This window comes from Mycolicibacterium bacteremicum, assembly GCF_002086115.1.
GTDB lineage: Bacteria > Actinomycetota > Actinomycetes > Mycobacteriales > Mycobacteriaceae > Mycobacterium > Mycobacterium bacteremicum.
Genome location: NZ_MVHJ01000044.1, coordinates 19123 through 34080 on the forward strand (window position 1 = coordinate 19123; position 14958 = coordinate 34080).

At 67.8% G+C, this 14958-nt stretch carries 14 protein-coding genes and 1 pseudogene; 8 read left to right on the forward strand and 7 right to left on the reverse strand.

Annotated elements, in window-relative coordinates:
* Positions 1 to 122: 122 nt before the first annotated feature.
* Positions 123 to 2669 (reverse strand): ATP-dependent chaperone ClpB, encoded by a 2547-nt coding sequence (gene clpB, locus BST17_RS27175; RefSeq protein ID WP_083062125.1) that lies wholly within the window; start codon positions 2667 to 2669, stop codon positions 123 to 125.
* A gap of 163 nt (positions 2670 to 2832) precedes the next feature.
* Here clpB and BST17_RS27180 point away from each other — a divergent pair, with 163 nt between their 5' ends.
* Genes BST17_RS27180 through BST17_RS27200 form a run of 5 tightly spaced genes read left to right on the forward strand, consistent with a single transcriptional unit; the run spans position 2833 to position 6627 of the window.
* On the forward strand, positions 2833 to 3471 hold the full coding sequence (locus tag BST17_RS27180; RefSeq protein WP_083062126.1) for a CYTH domain-containing protein: 639 nt from the start codon (positions 2833 to 2835) through the stop codon (positions 3469 to 3471).
* Positions 3468 to 3857 carry a hypothetical protein gene (locus tag BST17_RS27185; protein ID WP_083062127.1) on the forward strand — a complete coding sequence of 130 codons (390 nt, stop codon included), beginning with the start codon at positions 3468 to 3470 and terminating at the stop codon, positions 3855 to 3857. Before BST17_RS27180 ends, BST17_RS27185 begins: the two co-directional genes overlap by 4 nt.
* Positions 3858 to 3882: 25 nt before the next feature.
* Complete coding sequence (locus tag BST17_RS27190) at positions 3883 to 4554, forward strand: GAP family protein (RefSeq protein WP_083062128.1); 672 nt, start codon at positions 3883 to 3885, stop codon at positions 4552 to 4554.
* Between the two features lie 11 nt (positions 4555 to 4565).
* Positions 4566 to 5732: an FAD-binding oxidoreductase gene (locus BST17_RS27195; RefSeq protein ID WP_083062129.1), complete on the forward strand. Its 1167-nt coding sequence runs from the start codon at positions 4566 to 4568 to the stop codon at positions 5730 to 5732.
* A 13-nt stretch (positions 5733 to 5745) separates the two neighbouring features.
* Positions 5746 to 6627 carry an aldose 1-epimerase gene (locus BST17_RS27200; protein ID WP_407937775.1) on the forward strand — a complete coding sequence of 294 codons (882 nt, stop codon included), beginning with the start codon at positions 5746 to 5748 and terminating at the stop codon, positions 6625 to 6627.
* Positions 6628 to 6646: 19 nt separating this feature from the next.
* Here the strand turns inward: BST17_RS27200 and BST17_RS27205 are convergent, their stop codons facing one another.
* The 6 genes from BST17_RS27205 to BST17_RS27230 all read right to left on the reverse strand — a co-directional run bounded on the left by BST17_RS27205 (position 6647) and on the right by BST17_RS27230 (position 12359).
* Positions 6647 to 6994: a heat shock protein transcriptional repressor HspR gene (locus BST17_RS27205; protein WP_083062131.1), complete on the reverse strand. Its 348-nt coding sequence runs from the start codon at positions 6992 to 6994 to the stop codon at positions 6647 to 6649.
* Positions 6991 to 8172: a molecular chaperone DnaJ gene (gene dnaJ / locus BST17_RS27210; protein ID WP_083062132.1), complete on the reverse strand. Its 1182-nt coding sequence runs from the start codon at positions 8170 to 8172 to the stop codon at positions 6991 to 6993. Before dnaJ ends, BST17_RS27205 begins: the two co-directional genes overlap by 4 nt.
* Positions 8173 to 8192: 20 nt before the next feature.
* Positions 8193 to 8795: a nucleotide exchange factor GrpE gene (gene grpE, locus BST17_RS27215; protein ID WP_083062133.1), complete on the reverse strand. Its 603-nt coding sequence runs from the start codon at positions 8793 to 8795 to the stop codon at positions 8193 to 8195.
* Entirely contained in the window at positions 8792 to 10645 is a 1854-nt protein-coding gene (gene dnaK / locus BST17_RS27220; protein ID WP_083062134.1) for a molecular chaperone DnaK, read from the reverse strand. Before dnaK ends, grpE begins: the two co-directional genes overlap by 4 nt.
* 218 nt (positions 10646 to 10863) lie before the next feature.
* Entirely contained in the window at positions 10864 to 11721 is an 858-nt protein-coding gene (locus BST17_RS27225) for an alpha/beta fold hydrolase (RefSeq protein WP_083062135.1), read from the reverse strand.
* A 38-nt stretch (positions 11722 to 11759) separates the two neighbouring features.
* Complete coding sequence (locus tag BST17_RS27230; RefSeq protein ID WP_083062136.1) at positions 11760 to 12359, reverse strand: DUF4232 domain-containing protein; 600 nt, start codon at positions 12357 to 12359, stop codon at positions 11760 to 11762.
* A 122-nt stretch (positions 12360 to 12481) separates the two neighbouring features.
* On the opposite strand from BST17_RS27230, the gene BST17_RS27235 reads away from it, so the two are divergent.
* The 3 genes and pseudogenes from BST17_RS27235 to BST17_RS27245 all read left to right on the forward strand — a co-directional run.
* Positions 12482 to 13387: an Abi-alpha family protein gene (locus BST17_RS27235; protein ID WP_207573725.1), complete on the forward strand. Its 906-nt coding sequence runs from the start codon at positions 12482 to 12484 to the stop codon at positions 13385 to 13387.
* Positions 13380 to 14699 carry a DUF445 family protein gene (locus tag BST17_RS27240; RefSeq protein WP_083062137.1) on the forward strand — a complete coding sequence of 440 codons (1320 nt, stop codon included), beginning with the start codon at positions 13380 to 13382 and terminating at the stop codon, positions 14697 to 14699. Before BST17_RS27235 ends, BST17_RS27240 begins: the two co-directional genes overlap by 8 nt.
* A gap of 67 nt (positions 14700 to 14766) precedes the next feature.
* Positions 14767 to 14958, forward strand: a pseudogene (locus tag BST17_RS27245) (hypothetical protein); the annotation flags it as partial.

Sequence of the window (14958 nt, forward strand, 5' to 3'; positions counted from 1 at the left end):
GAGGTGGATTCGCCAGAACTCGAAGTGGTCACAATCTCTCACCAGTGAATACTCGGTTCCCACTACAGCGCGATTCCCCGCGGCCCATGAAAGTGGGCCGCGGGGAATCTGCATGTGACTGATCAGCCCAGCACCAGACCGTCACCGGCCGCGTTGACGTTGACGGGGACGATGTCGCCGTCGTGCACGTCGCCGGCCAGCAGCATCCTGGCCAATTGGTCGCCGATGGCCTGCTGCACCAGCCGGCGCAGCGGGCGGGCGCCGTAGAGCGGGTCGAAACCGCGCTCGGCCAGCCATTGCTTGGCCGGCAGCGACACCTCCAGGGTGAGCCGACGTTGCGCCAGCCGCTTCTGCAGCTGGGCCAGCTGGATGTCGACGATCGACACCAGCTCCGCCGGGTTCAGCGCGTCGAACATCAGCACATCGTCGAGACGGTTGATGAACTCCGGCTTGAACGCCGAGCGCACCGCCGCCATCACCTGTTCCTCGGTGCCCCCGGCGCCCAGGTTGGACGTCAGGATGAGGATGGTGTTGCGGAAGTCGACCGTGCGGCCCTGACCGTCGGTCAGCCTGCCCTCGTCGAGCACCTGCAGCAGCACGTCGAAGACGTCCGGGTGAGCCTTCTCGATCTCGTCGAACAGCACCACCGTGTACGGCCGCCTGCGCACCGCCTCGGTCAGCTGACCGCCGGCGTCGTAGCCGATGTACCCCGGAGGCGCACCGACCAGGCGCGCGACGGAGTGCTTCTCGCCGTATTCGCTCATGTCGATCCGGACCATGGCGCGTTCGTCGTCGAAGAGGAACTCGGCCAACGCCTTGGCCAGCTCGGTCTTACCGACACCGGTCGGGCCCAGGAACATGAACGAGCCCGTCGGCCGGTTCGGGTCGGCGACGCCGGCCCGCGCCCGGCGGACCGCGTCACTGACGGCCTGCACCGCGGAGCGCTGCCCGATGACGCGCTTGCCCAGCTCCTCCTCCATGCGCAGCAGCTTGGCGGTCTCGCCTTCGAGCATGCGCCCGGCGGGGATGCCGGTCCAGGCCTCCACCACCTCGGCGATGTCGTCGGGTCCGACCTCCTCCTTGAGCATCACGTTCTCGCGGGCCTCGGCGACAGGCAGCGCGGCGTCGAGCTTCTTCTCCACCTCGGGGATGCGGCCGTAACGCAGCTCGGAGGCCTTGGCCAGGTCACCGTCGCGCTCGGCCCGGTCGGCCTCGCCACGCAGCGACTCAAGCTGTTCCTTGAGTTCGCGCACCACGTCGATGGCGCCCTTCTCGTTCTGCCACCTGGTGGTCAGCTCGGAAAGCTGTTCCTTCTTGTCGGCCAGTTCGGCCCGCAACTTCTCCAGCCGATCCTTCGAGGCGTCGTCCTCCTCCTTGGCCAGCGCCATCTCCTCGATCTCGAGGCGGCGGACCAGCCGCTCGACCTCGTCGATCTCGACGGGCCGGGAGTCGATCTCCATCCGCAGCCGGGAACCGGCCTCGTCGACCAGGTCGATCGCCTTGTCCGGCAGGAAGCGGCTGGTGATGTAGCGGTCCGACAGCGTGGCCGCGGCGACCAGGGCGGAGTCGGTGATGCGCACACCGTGGTGCACCTCGTAGCGGTCCTTGAGGCCGCGCAGGATGCCAACGGTGTCCTCGACAGACGGCTCGCCGACGAGCACCTGCTGGAAGCGGCGCTCCAGGGCGGCGTCCTTCTCGATGTACTTGCGGTACTCGTCGAGGGTGGTCGCGCCGACCAGGCGCAGTTCACCGCGCGCCAGCATGGGCTTGATCATGTTGCCGGCGTCCATCGCCGATTCGCCGGTGGCCCCGGCGCCGACGATGGTGTGCAACTCGTCGATGAACGTGATGACCTGCCCGGCCGAGTTCTTGATGTCGTCGAGGACGGCCTTGAGGCGTTCCTCGAACTCACCGCGGTACTTGGCACCGGCCACCATCGACCCGAGGTCGAGGGAGACGACGGTCTTGTCGCGCAGGCTCTCCGGGACGTCACCGGCGATGATCCGCTGGGCCAGGCCCTCGACGATGGCGGTTTTGCCGACGCCGGGTTCACCGATGAGCACCGGATTGTTCTTCGTCCGCCGGCTCAGCACCTGCACGACGCGACGGATCTCGTTGTCCCGGCCGATCACCGGGTCGAGCTTGCCTTCGCGGGCGCGGGCGGTCAGGTCGGTGGAGTACTTCTCCAACGCCTGATAGGTGCCCTCGGGGTCCGGGCTGGTCACCCGCGCGCTGCCGCGCACCTTCACGAACGCGTCCCGCAGGGCCTGCGGGGACGCACCGGCGCCGGTGAGCAGCTTGGCGGTGTCGGAGTCGCCGCTGGCCAGCCCGAACAGCAGGTGTTCGGTCGAGACGTATTCGTCGTCCATCTCGGTGGCCAGGTGCTGGGCGGTCGTGATCGCCGAGATGGCGTCCGGGCTCAGCTGCGGTTGGGAGCTGGATCCGGACGCGCTGGGAAGCCGGCCGACGAGGCGTTCGGCCTCGGTCCGGATGGTCGCGGGATCAACTCCGACCGCCTCCAACAGGGGTGCGGCGATGCCGTCGTTCTGGGTCAGCAACGCCATCAACAGATGAGCGGGAGTGATCTGCGGGTTGCCGGCGGTGGTGGCCGCCTGCAAGGCCGAGGTCAGTGCCGCCTGGGTCTTCGTGGTCGGATTGAACGAGTCCACGACACCTACCTTTCTAGGTTGTGCAGCTGGGTAAAAATGCTTGTCGTGATGTGCAACGCAGTCAAGGTTGAGTCTGTTCCGCTCAAGTCTAACTTTTTTTGACGCGCTTGACACACAGTCTTCGCGTCCGGCCCGAGCGGCGACTAGGGGCTAACGTCGGTTCATGTCCGACGCCCAGGATTTCGGGGACTTCGAGTTCGAGCGGAAGTTCTACGTCCACGAGCTGCCGGCCGTCGCCGCGCTCGACCCACGACCGGTACTGATCGTGCAGGCCTATCTGTTCGCGGCCGACGGGTATGCGGTGCGCATCCGCCTGCAGGGTCCGGCACCCGAGGATCTCGGCGCCGCGCCCGCCGACCTTGTGACCGCACTCGGCGACGAGGCGATCGGCACCATGACCGCCAAGGGCCCGGCCGCCGGCGGCACCCGATACGAGGCCGAACGCGATCTGGATCCGATGGTCGCCGGGCAGATCGTCGCGCGCGCCGAGCACGTCGTGAGCAAGGTCCGCTACTCGGCGTGGCTGGGTGAGGACGGCTGGGTGATCGACCGGTTCCTCGGCCGCAACGCTCCCCTGCTGCTGGCCGAGGTGGAGCGCAACGCACCGGTGGTCGACCTGACCATCCCCGCCTTCTGCGCCACCGAGGTCTCCGAGGACGACCGGTTCCGCAACGAGTACCTGGCGCATCAGCCCTTCGGCGGGTGGGCCGCTGCCTACCGCGCCGAACTGGCACGCACCGGGGCCACCTTCGTCGACACGCTCGGCCACAACGAGGTGGAAGGCAGCCGGCCCCGGCCATGACGCGGCTGATGGTGGCCGTCTGCGCGGCGCTGAGCCTGGCCGGCTGCGCCCGGGTGACGACGGGGGACGCCGCGGCACCCTCCGATGTGCGGCCGTGGTCGGCCGAGGAGCAGATCCGCGATCTGGTCGTCGCCTTCGAGGGCGCCTGGAACACCGGTGACTACGCCGGGTTGCGGCAGATGATGTGCGCCGAGCTGCTCGCCCAGGACGTGTTCTCCGACGAGGAGCTCGCCGATGCCCGCGCCGAGGGCACGCTGGATCTGACGATCGTCGAGTTGAAGATCGACGACCTGTCGGCGCGGTCGATCATCGAGAACCACGGCGAGGACGCCGACGAGATCGCTTTCGTGCAGGAGGAGGGCGAGTGGAAGTGGTGCGAATACTGAGCCGCGGCTTGCTACCTTCTGCTGCATGACCGCCGGTTGGGGCTCCCTGCTCGCTGAACTGGCTCCGTTGGGCCTGGTTATCGCGCTGTCACCGCTGTCGATCATTCCGGTGGTGCTCGCACTGCACGGTGCGCGTCCCCGCCCGACCGGGCTGGCGTTCATGGCCGGCTGGCTGGTCGGCCTCGGCGTGCTGACCTCGGTGTCCGTCGCCGCCTCGGGCCTGTTCGGATCGTTCGACGAGCCGCCGAGTTGGGCGTCGTGGCTGCGGCTGATCGTCGGCGCCGCGCTGATCGTCTTCGGTGGATACAAGTTCGCGACCCGGCACACCTCGGAGCATTCGCCGGCCTGGATGCGCAAGCTCAGCGGGCTCACCCCGTCCCGGGCCGCGGCCACCGCCGCGGTGCTGGCGGCGGTGAACCCGAAGGTGCTGTTCATCTGCATCGCCGCCGGACTGGCCATCGGCAGCGCCGGCGTCGGTATCGAGCACGCCTGGCTGGCGGTCCCCTACTTCGTCGCCGTCGCGGGCAGCACCGTGATCCTGCCGGTCCTGGCGTACCTGGTCAGCGGTGAACGGCTGGCCGGACCGCTGGACCGGTTACGCCAGTGGATGGAACAACAGCACGCCACGCTGGTCGCGGCCATTCTGCTGGTGATCGGCATCATGGTGTTGTACAAGGGAATTCACGGGTTGGCGTAGTCTCGGCGGCTGTGGGACTCGACGATCGCGACGCGCTGCAGACGCTGCGCGCCGCCGTCGACCCCCAGGCGCCGCATTCCGACGCGCTGATCGGCCGGTTCTACACCCGCTGGTTCGCCGTCGATGCGACCGCCCGCGACCTGTTCCCGCCGGATCTGACCCACCAGCGCCGTGCGTTCGGCCAGGCCCTGGGGTGGCTACTGACCGAGATGATCGCCCAGCGCGCCGAGGAGCCGGTGGCGTTCCTGGCCCAGCTCGGCCGCGATCATCGCAAATACGGTGTGACACAGGCGCATTACGCAACCATGCGGGAGGCACTGCTGACCACCCTGCACGGACACCTGACGTATGTCTGGGACGGTCGGATCGCCGAGGCGACCATCGACTTCGTCGACCTGGTGATCGGCGTGATGCGCGGGGCCGCCGACGCCGAACAGGGCCCGCCGTTCTGTGACGGCACCGTGCTGGAGCACATCCGGGCGACCCGCGATGTCTCGGTGGTGCGGTTGCAACTCGACCAGCCGCTGGCCTATCACCCCGGCCAGTACGTCACCGTGCAGGTGCCGCAGTGGCCGCGACGGTGGCGGTATCTGAGCCCGTCCATCCCCGCCGACGGCAGCGGCGCCGTCGAATTCCACATCCGGTCGGTGAGCGGGGGCATGGTCAGCCCGGCGATCATCGGCGAGACCCAGGTCGGTGACCGGTGGCGGTTGTCGCATCCGCACGGTGGATTGCACGTCGACCGCGACGGCGGCGACGTGCTGATGGTGGCCGGCAGCACCGGCCTGGCGCCGCTGCGTGCCCTGATCTCCGATCTCTGCCGGTACGTGGACAACCCGCGGGTGCACCTGTTCTTCGGCGGCCGCTATCCCTGCGACCTGTACGACCTGCCGACGTTGTGGGAGATCGCGTCGATGAACCCGTGGCTGTCGGTGACCCCGGTGTCCGAGTTCTCCACCAATCCCCCGTGGGCCGGTGACTATCCGGACCATGAACCGCCACGGGGCCTGCACGTGCGCCAGACCGGCCTGCTGCCCGAGGTGGTCACCCGCTACGGCGGCTGGGGTGATCGCCAGATCCTGATCTGCGGCAGCCCCCAGATGGTGACCGCGACCAAGACGGCACTGATCGACAAGGGCGCACCACCGGAGCGCATCCAGCATGATCCGCTCTCGTGAAAGGATTTCCGGCGTGCCCAACACCATCACCCTGCGCGATCCGTCCTCGGCGCTGACGGCGACCTTCGTTCCCGGGGCCGGCATGATCGCCACCTCCCTGGCCGAGCACGGTGCCGAGTTCCTGGGCCAGCGACGCGGTCTGGAGGCCTACGTCACCGACGGCAAGACGATGGGTATCCCCATCCTGTACCCGTGGGCGAACCGGTTGAGCGGTGACGACTACGTGGTGGGCGCCACGACGGTGCAACTGGCCGGCGCGCCGGGGGTCCGCACCGATGCAAACGGCGCACCGATGCACGGTGTGTTGGCGGCCCATCCGGGTTGGCGGGTAGCGCATTCCGCGCATGAGCTGACCGCCGTTCTGGAGTACACGACACCGGATCTGTTGGCGGCGTTCCCGTTTCCGCATGTGCTGACCCAGCGGATGCGGCTGGCGGATCGCACACTGAGTGTCGCGACCACGGTGGACCCACAGGGTGCTGCGGTGCCGCTGTGTTTCGGCTACCACCCGTACTTCACGATTCCCGGGGTGCCGCGAGCGCAGTGGGTGCTGAACACGCCTGCCATGCGTCATCTGCCGGTCGACGACCGGGGTCTGCCGACCGGCGCGCACGCGCCGTGGCCGGCCTTCTCCGAGCCACTGGCCGACCGGGCGCTCGACGACGGTTTCGATCAGGTGCCCGACGGCGCGGTGTTCGCGATCGCCGGTGGTGGCCGCCGCATCGAGGTGCGATTCGGCACCGGCTATCCCGCCGCGCAGTTGTTCGCACCGGCCACCGATGACCTGATCGCCATCGAGCCCATGGCGGCGCCGACGGATGCGCTGCGCCAGGGCGGCTACCGGGTGGCCGACGGGGCGCCGGCGACGTTCGAATTCAGCATCACCGTCTCCTGATTGGCTACTGGCCGCGTGATCAGCGCTTGCCGCGCGGCTGCCAGAGCACCAGCGCGGTGCTGGGCTTGCGCAGCCGGTCGACCTCGGCCGTCAGCTCCGCGACCCGGCTCTGCAACGCCTCGACCTGGTTGGTCAGCTCGATGATCCGCTTGATCCCGGCCAGGTTCACACCCTCGTCCTGGGACAACCGCTGCACCTCGCGGAGCAGGTCGACGTCGTGCTGCGAGTAACGCCGACCTCCTCCGGAGCTGCGTTGCGGTTTGACCAGACCGAGCCGGTCGTAGGTGCGCAGGGTCTGCGCGTGCATACCGGCCAGCTCGGCGGCCACCGAGATCAGGAACGTACGGGCATCGTCACGCGCGCTCATGACAGGTTTCCTGCCCAGCCTGCGCGCGGATCGAATCCGGTGGCCCGCTCGGCCTTTGCGTAGGTCTCCAGCGCCTCGGCCGCCTCACCTTCGAGATTCGGCGGCACCGCGACCTTCACGGTCACCAGCAGGTCGCCGTGGCCGCCGGAGCGCTTGGGCACCCCGCGGCCACGCACCCGCAGGATCCGGCCGTCGGAGGTGCCCTTGGGCACCCGAACCCCGACCTTGCCCTCCAGCGTCGGCACCGAAAGCGTTGTGCCCAGCGCCAACTCGTGGAAGGCGACCGGAACGGTGACCGTCAGGTCATCGCCATCGCGACCGAAGACCTTGTCGGCGCGGACGTGCACGGTGACGTACAGGTCACCGGACGGGGCGCCGCGCAGGCCGGCCTCACCCTGCCCGGCCAACCGGATCCGTTGCCCGTCCTCGACACCCGGTGGGATCCGGACGTTGATGGTCCGTGTCCTGGTGGTGACACCGGTGCCCTTGCACTCGTCACACGGGTGCTCGATGATCGACCCGCTGCCACGGCATTCGGTGCACGGCTCGGAAAAGCCGAACGCGCCCTGGTTGCGGTTGATCACCCCGGCCCCATTGCAGCTGGGGCACACCTTCGGGCTGGTACCCGGCCGCGCACCACTGCCATGGCAGTTCGTGCACGGAGCTGGGCTGGTGAGCCGTAGCGGCATCGCCACGCCCTTGGTGGCCTCCAGGAACGAGAGCTCGGTCTCGGTCTCCAGATCGTTGCCGCGCCGCGGGCGGCTCGGCCGGGGCTGCTGAGCGCCCCGGCCGAACAACCCACCGAACAAGTCGCCGATGTTGGCGCCACCGGCCTGGCCGGCCTGATCGAACAGGTCACCCAGATTGAATTCGGCTCCGTCGCCGGCGAACCCACCGAACCCGCCGCCGGGGCTGGCACCGCGGCGGCCGAAGCCGCCGCTGGCGAAGAGTCGACGGGTCTCGTCGTACTCCTTGCGCTTGGCGTCGTCGGTCAGGACCTCCTTGGCCTCAGAGGCGGCTTTGTACCGCTCCTCGGCCGCGGTGTTCCCGGGATTACGGTCCGGATGGTTCTCGGCGAGGATCTTGCGCGCGGCGCGCTTGATCTCGTCCTTGCCGGCGTCAGAGGTGACACCGAGCTCCTTGTAGAAGTCCTTCTCGACCCATTCACGTTGGGCCATACGTCACCTCCTTCTCCGGGCTAGTCTTCTGATTCTGCGGGTTGTGCACTGTCGGAGTCAGCATTCTCGACCGTGTCGACCACTCCGACCATTGCATGGCGTACCACCACGTCACCGACCTTGTAGCCACGACGCATGACGGTGCCGACCACCGGGGCCGATCCGTCACCCTCGTGCTGGACCGCCTCGTGCAGCGACGGGTCGAAGGCATCGCCCTCGGCGCCGAAGCTGCTCAGGCCCTGGCCCTCCAGGGTGGTGACCAGCTTCTCGGCCACCGCCTTGAGCGGCCCGGATTCCAGATCGCCATGGCTGCGGGCGCGTTCGAGATCGTCGAGCACGCCGAGCAATTGGGTGATGACGGCGGCCTTGGCGCGTTCACCGGTGGCCTGCTGATCGCGCAACGCCCGCTTGCGGTAGTTGGCGAACTCGGCCTGGACCCGCTGCAGATCGGCGGTCAGTTCGGCCACCTTGGCATCAGCTGCGCCGGCGGCCTCGGCGGGCGCCTCGCCCTCAGGGGTGTCCTGAGGGGTCGGCTCCTGCTCGCGAACTTCACCGGTCTCCGGGTCGATGCGCCGTTTGTCGGTGATGGTCACCGGCTCTTCGTGCGAATCGGCCTGACTCACTTGCGCTCCTGGTCATCCTCGACAACCTCGGCGTCCACGACGTTGTCGTCGGCCTGCTGCGAACCCGCCTCGCCACCGGCGCCCTGCTCGGCCTGGGTGGCCTCGTAGATGGCCTGCCCCAGCGCCTGGCTCTCGGTGCCCAGCTTCTCCATCGCGGTCTTGATGGCCGCGATGTCGGTGCCGGCGAGTGCGGTCTTCGCCTCGGCGATGGCGGAGTCCACCTTGGTCAAGGTGTCCTCGGCGACCTTGGACCCGCCCTCGGCCTCACGCTGTTCCTTGACGAACTTCTCCGTCTGGTACACCAGCGACTCGGCCTGGTTGCGGACGTCGGCCTCCTCGCGGCGCTGACGATCCTCGTCGGCGTGCGCCTCGGCGTCCTTGATCATCCGGTCGATCTCCTCCTTGGACAGGCCGGAGCCCTCCTGGATCTTGATCGTGTTCTCCTTGCCGGTGCCCTTGTCCTTGGCGGTGACGTGCACGATGCCGTTGGCGTCGATGTCGAAGGTGACCTCGATCTGCGGCACGCCGCGCGGGGCCGGCGGGATGCCGGTCAGCTCGAAGGAGCCGAGCAGCTTGTTGTGGGAAGCGATTTCGCGCTCACCCTGGAACACCTGGATCTGCACCGAGGGCTGATTGTCATCGGCCGTGGTGAAGGTCTCGCTGCGCTTGGTCGGGATGGTGGTGTTGCGCTCGATCAGCTTGGTCATCACGCCGCCCTTGGTTTCGATACCGAGGGACAGCGGGGTGACGTCAAGCAGCAGAACGTCTTTCACCTCGCCCTTGAGCACACCGGCCTGCAGCGCGGCACCCGCGGCGACGACCTCGTCGGGGTTGACGCCCTTGTTGGGCTCCTTACCGCCGGTGAGTTCCTTGACCAGATCGGTCACGGCGGGCATCCGGGTGGAACCACCCACGAGCACGACGTGGTCGATCTCGCCGACGGAGATGCCGGCGTCCTTGATCACCTGCTGGAACGGCGCACGGGTGCGGTCCAGCAGATCCTGGGTGATGCGCTGGAACTCGGCGCGGGTCAGCTGCTCGTCGAGGAACAGCGGGTTCTTGTCCGCGTCGACGGTGATGTAGGGCAGGTTGATCGAGGTGCTCTGACCGGAGCTCAGCTCGATCTTGGCCTTCTCGGCAGCCTCACGCAGCCGCTGCATGGCCATCTTGTCCTTGGTCAGGTCGATGCCGCTGGTGCTCTTGAACTTGTCGACCAGCCATTCGACGATCCGGTCGTCCCAGTCGTCGCCACCGAGGTGGTTGTCACCGGAGGTGGCCCGCACCTCGACGACACCGTCGCCGATCTCCAGCAGGGACACGTCGAACGTGCCGCCACCGAGGTCGAAGACCAGGATGGTCTGTTCCTTCTGCCCCTTGTCCAGCCCGTAGGCCAGGGCGGCCGCGGTGGGCTCGTTGACGATGCGCAGGACGTTGAGGCCGGCGATCTGGCCGGCTTCCTTGGTGGCCTGACGCTCGGCATCGTTGAAGTAGGCGGGCACCGTGATCACGGCGTCGGTGATGTCCTCACCGAGGTAGGCCTCGGCGTCGCGCTTCAGCTTCTGCAGAATGCGCGCGCTGATCTCCTGAGGGGTGTAGTCCTTGCCGTCGATGCCGACGGACCAGTCCTTGCCCATGTGACGCTTGACCGAACGGATGGTCCGGTCGACGTTGGTGACCGCCTGGTTCTTGGCGGGCTGACCGACCAGCACCTCACCGTTGCGCGCGAACGCGACGACCGACGGGGTGGTCCGGGAGCCCTCTGAGTTGGCGACGACGACGGGGTCGCCACCTTCCAGCACTGCGACGACGGAGTTGGTGGTCCCGAGGTCGATACCGACCGCACGAGCCATAGTTACTGCCTCCTGATTGGCTTGAATAGGATCTGAGTGAACCTCGCTCAAGCCTGCACCCGACCGGTTCGACCTGTCAAGTAGAAGTTGAGCCTGACTCACTCAAGTTAGTGTCGATCGGATCAACGCCGGCGTCGCCCACATTTGTTCCCGGCCGCGCTCACCTCGCCGAAAGTGACGCTGTGGTCGTTGCGGTGGTGCCCAGAGCAGCCGAAACGTCACTCTCGGCGCGACAAGAACGCGCGAACCACGCGAACGAACTCGTCGGGCTGGTCGTAGGTGACGATGTGGCCCGCCCCGGCGATCGTCACCAGCTGCGAGTCGGGGGTCTGTGCGTGGGCCGCGTCCAGTTCCGCGGCACCGACCAGTGGGTCACGGTCACCGCGCACCCACAGCGTCGGGACCGCCAGCCGATGCAGCTGCGGGGTGAGGTCATGACGCATGGCCCGCGGGCCGTAGGCCGCGATCTGCCAGTCGTCGAGCGCCTTCTCGCCATACCGGTTCTTCTGCCGGGCCTCCTGCACGGCCGAGGAGATGATGCGCTCGAAACCCGGGGTGTCGGCGCCGGCGGTCAGGTTGGCCGCCAGCGAAGAGCGGATCAGCCCGGGGAAGCGCGCCAGGATCCAGCTGCACCAGCGCAGCAGGCCGGGCGTGCGCAGCATCGCCCAGGTGAGGAACTGGTGGGGCCGACGGGCGCCGAGGCCCCCGGGGCCGATCGCCACCAGGGCGCTGACCCGGTCGGGATGGTCGAGCGCGAATCCGGTGGCCACCCCGCCGCCCAACGACAACCCGACCAGGCTCACCCGGTCCAGCCCGAGCGCATCCACCAGCTCGCCGACGAATCGCCGGTAGAAGGCGTCATCGAGGTGGCCGGCCCACGGCCGGCTGCCGCCGTGCCGGGGCAGATCGATCAGGTGAACGCGGTGATCGCGTGCCAACGGGGCGATGACGTCGTGCCATACGCCCTGCCCGGTGTCGAGCATGGCGCCGTGCAACAGCAGCACGGGTGGCCCGGCCGCACCCGCGCGGTACAGGCGCACGGGTCCGCCGCACACGATCAGGTCGGTCTGCCTCATCTACAACACCGCCAATTGCCCGTCGAGGCGTTGCGTCGCTACGACCGTATCTCAGGTGACCGAGCTGCCAGCGCGCTGCACATCGGCACACCCACGTCGAGGTGCCGCTCCTGATGGGTGTTCGGTGCGATGACGACGACCTGTCCCCATCTGCCGCACGGCGCCCCGGTCTCCCGGATGACGTCGCTGGCCTGCAGATCGGCGACGGCGATCTCCCCGGGTTGCAGCGTCAGCAGCGGGGCCGCGAGCTGCGGGCGACGCTCGACGTGCAGCACCGGCAGATCCGCGTCGACGATGTCGGCGCCCGGATACCCCTGCAGCGTGCAGGCCTTCGACGTGACGTTCTCGAACTGCAGCACCAGACGGTATTCGGAGCCCTGTGATTCCAACGGCCGGTTGGAGACCACCAGGTCGGTATCGGCACACGGACCGGGCACCGACACCCGGTCGACCGGCTCGGGCTCGACCGGCTCCGGCTGGACCGGCTCGGGCTGGACCGGCTCGGGAACGGCCGCGGGCGGCGCCGTCACGGTGATGGTCACCGGCGCCGCCGGCTCGGGCCGGGCGGCGGGCTCGGATGCACACCCGGCGAGCAACACCGCCACCGCGATCGGGAGCGAGGACATCGCAATCTTCATGACCGCATTCCATGGCATCACCGCCGCTACCGATCCCAATTCGCGAACGACACCGACCCACCGATATCTTCGCAGCCGGTAACGTGCCTTATCCGTTGCGCGCAATTGGGGGTCGATCACAGTTGACAGAGCAGATTCCGCATCACGGCCCGGTCGAGGTGCCTGCCGATGTGCCGCTGGGGGAGGTCATCGACAGCGAACCCGAGGTGCCGGAGATCCCGGACCTTCCCGAACCCGGCGTGCCCGACGAGCCGGTCGAGGGCACCGTCACCGACAAGGCACCGGTCAAGCGCAACGGCTTCAACCGCCGAGGCTTCCGGCTGGCCACCCCGATCGGCGATATCGCGATCGCCGTCCGCACACCCAAGCAACGACCGATCGTCCCCAAGTGGTTCGACCCGCTGGGGATCACCGACCGCGCCGTCGACGCCGCCAAGACCGGACTCAAACTCGCCGCGTGGGGTGAGGAGCAGGTCGCAACCTACGTCAAGAACCGACTCGAGTCGGTGGATGCCGCGCCCCGGCCGCTGCCGCAGCCCGATCCATCGGCGCACGACTCGCTGCACACCAAGCTGGGCCGGCTGCTGGACCGCGCACTGGAACAGAGCACCGCGGGCAGCCAGCAGGAGCTCTATCACCGGTTGCTCGATCAACTGGTGGCCGACGAGGCCCGCATCATCGGCGCGCTGTCCGACGGAGCGTCCTCACCGCTGGTCAACATCCACAGCCGGTCGCGCAACCAGGTCGTGCTGCAGAATGCGTGCCTGATCGGACGCACCGCAAATGTCGCTCTTCCCAATATGGTCCCGCAGTACGTCGATCATCTGCTATCCCTTGGACTGGTCGAGACCGGTCCGGAGGACTCGTCCAGGAAAGCCGATTACGAGGTGCTGATGGCCGAACCGATGGTGCTGAAGGCGATCAAGGGCGCGTCCAGAGGTCCGCTGATCGCGCGGACGGAGAAGTTGTCGCTGCGCCTGTCCACTCTCGGTAAGGGCCTGTGGGCGGCTGCCGTCGCCAATGAGTAGCGAGACGATTCTCGCCATCCAGTCCTGGCGGGAGATCACGGCCGACTTCGAGGTCAACTGGTTCATCTATTTGTCGATGCCCTTCGTGGCCGCCTTCGTCGGGTGGAGCACCAAGATCGTCGCCGTCGAGATGCTGTACCGGCCAATGGAATTCAAGGGCATCGGACCCTTCGGCTGGCAGGGCATCGTGCCGCGCCGGGCGGGCAAGGTGGGTTCCAAGACCATCGAGTTGCTCACCCAGAATCTGCTCAAACCCGAGGAACTGCTCGAACGCGTCGACGCCCACGAGGCGGTCGAAGCGCTGCGCGAACCACTCACCGAGGCCATCGACGAGGTCTCCCGGGAGATCGCCGAGCAGATCCGCCCGGGCCTGTGGGACGCGCTGCCCGATCAGGCCCGCCGCGCCATCCAGAAGCGCATCCAGGACGAGACACCGCGCGTGGTGGAGTCGCTGCTCAACGAGATGCGGGCCGATCTACCACGTTTCGTCGACGTCCAGTTCCTCGCCGTCACCACCCTGGTCCGCAACAAGGACAAGCTCAACAAGTTGATGCGCGGCATGGGTGACGACGCCATGGCGTTCGTCCGGCGCAGCGGCATCTACTTCGGTCTGGTCATCGGCGTCGTACAGATGATCGCCTGGGCGCTGTTCCAGAATCCCTGGATCATGCCGGCATTCGGCTTCGGCGTCGGCTTCATCAGCGACTACATCGCGCTGAACATGCTGTTCCGGCCAATCGAACCGAAGAAGTATCTGGGCTTCATCCCGTTCCAGGGATTGCTGCACGCCCAGCGTGACAAGGTCACCCGCGACTACGCCCGGATCCTGGCCGACGATCTGTTCTCCCCGGAGATCCTGTTCGACGGGGTGCTGCGCGGACCGGGCGCGGACAAGCTGTTCAGCCTGGTCGGCAAGGAGGTCAGCGCCGCGATCGACGCGCAGACCGGGGTGGCCACCCCGCTGGTCAAGCTCGCCGTCGGCACCCAGCGCTATAACGCGTTGAAGGACAGCCTGGTTCAGATCGTGCTGGAGCGGCTGCCCACCACGTTGGTCGAGGCCCAGGACTACGCCATGAAGACCCTGGATCTGGAGAACACCATCATCGACAAGATGAGCCAGCTCAGCAACGAGGAGTACGAGTCCATCCTGCGGCCGGTGTTCAAGGACGACGAACCGACCATGATCGCCGTCGGCGCCATCCTCGGCGGTGTCGTCGGCGAACTCCAGGTCGTGTTGATCGAGAACTTCGGCAACGAACCCGAGGCCGTCGACGCACTGCCCGAGCTGGTGCGGATGGCCCTGCACCTGTAGCCGGGAGAAACCGCCGGGAAACCCCTGATGCCGAGGTGCGAGCGGCCCCGGCGGTAGCCTCGCAGGTGTGACGGGTGGGGCGAGACGGGCAGCAGTGTGGTTCGGCACCGCAGGGATCGGCCTCGCGCTGGTGCTGGTGGGCTGCTCGGAACGCACCGATGGCAATCCGGTGGGCACCGGGCCCACCGGTACCGAACCCGACTTCCCCACCTCGCGCCCGGAGCGCACCACCACAACGCCCACCCAGTCCCCCATCACC

What these genes read in the sequence shown, in the direction of transcription:
- BST17_RS27205 (WP_083062131.1), bottom strand. Translation starts at nt 6,994, where the DNA reads ATGAGCGCGCGTGACGATGCCCGTACGTTCCTGATCTCGGTGGCCGCC.
- BST17_RS27180 (WP_083062126.1), top strand. Translation starts at nt 2,833, where the DNA reads ATGTCCGACGCCCAGGATTTCGGGGACTTCGAGTTCGAGCGGAAGTTC.
- BST17_RS27225 (WP_083062135.1), bottom strand. Translation starts at nt 11,721, where the DNA reads ATGAGGCAGACCGACCTGATCGTGTGCGGCGGACCCGTGCGCCTGTAC.
- BST17_RS27240 (WP_083062137.1), top strand. Translation starts at nt 13,380, where the DNA reads ATGAGTAGCGAGACGATTCTCGCCATCCAGTCCTGGCGGGAGATCACG.
- dnaJ (WP_083062132.1), bottom strand. Translation starts at nt 8,172, where the DNA reads ATGGCCCAACGTGAATGGGTCGAGAAGGACTTCTACAAGGAGCTCGGT.
- BST17_RS27185 (WP_083062127.1), top strand. Translation starts at nt 3,468, where the DNA reads ATGACGCGGCTGATGGTGGCCGTCTGCGCGGCGCTGAGCCTGGCCGGC.
- BST17_RS27230 (WP_083062136.1), bottom strand. Translation starts at nt 12,359, where the DNA reads ATGAAGATTGCGATGTCCTCGCTCCCGATCGCGGTGGCGGTGTTGCTC.
- BST17_RS27190 (WP_083062128.1), top strand. Translation starts at nt 3,883, where the DNA reads ATGACCGCCGGTTGGGGCTCCCTGCTCGCTGAACTGGCTCCGTTGGGC.
- dnaK (WP_083062134.1), bottom strand. Translation starts at nt 10,645, where the DNA reads ATGGCTCGTGCGGTCGGTATCGACCTCGGGACCACCAACTCCGTCGTC.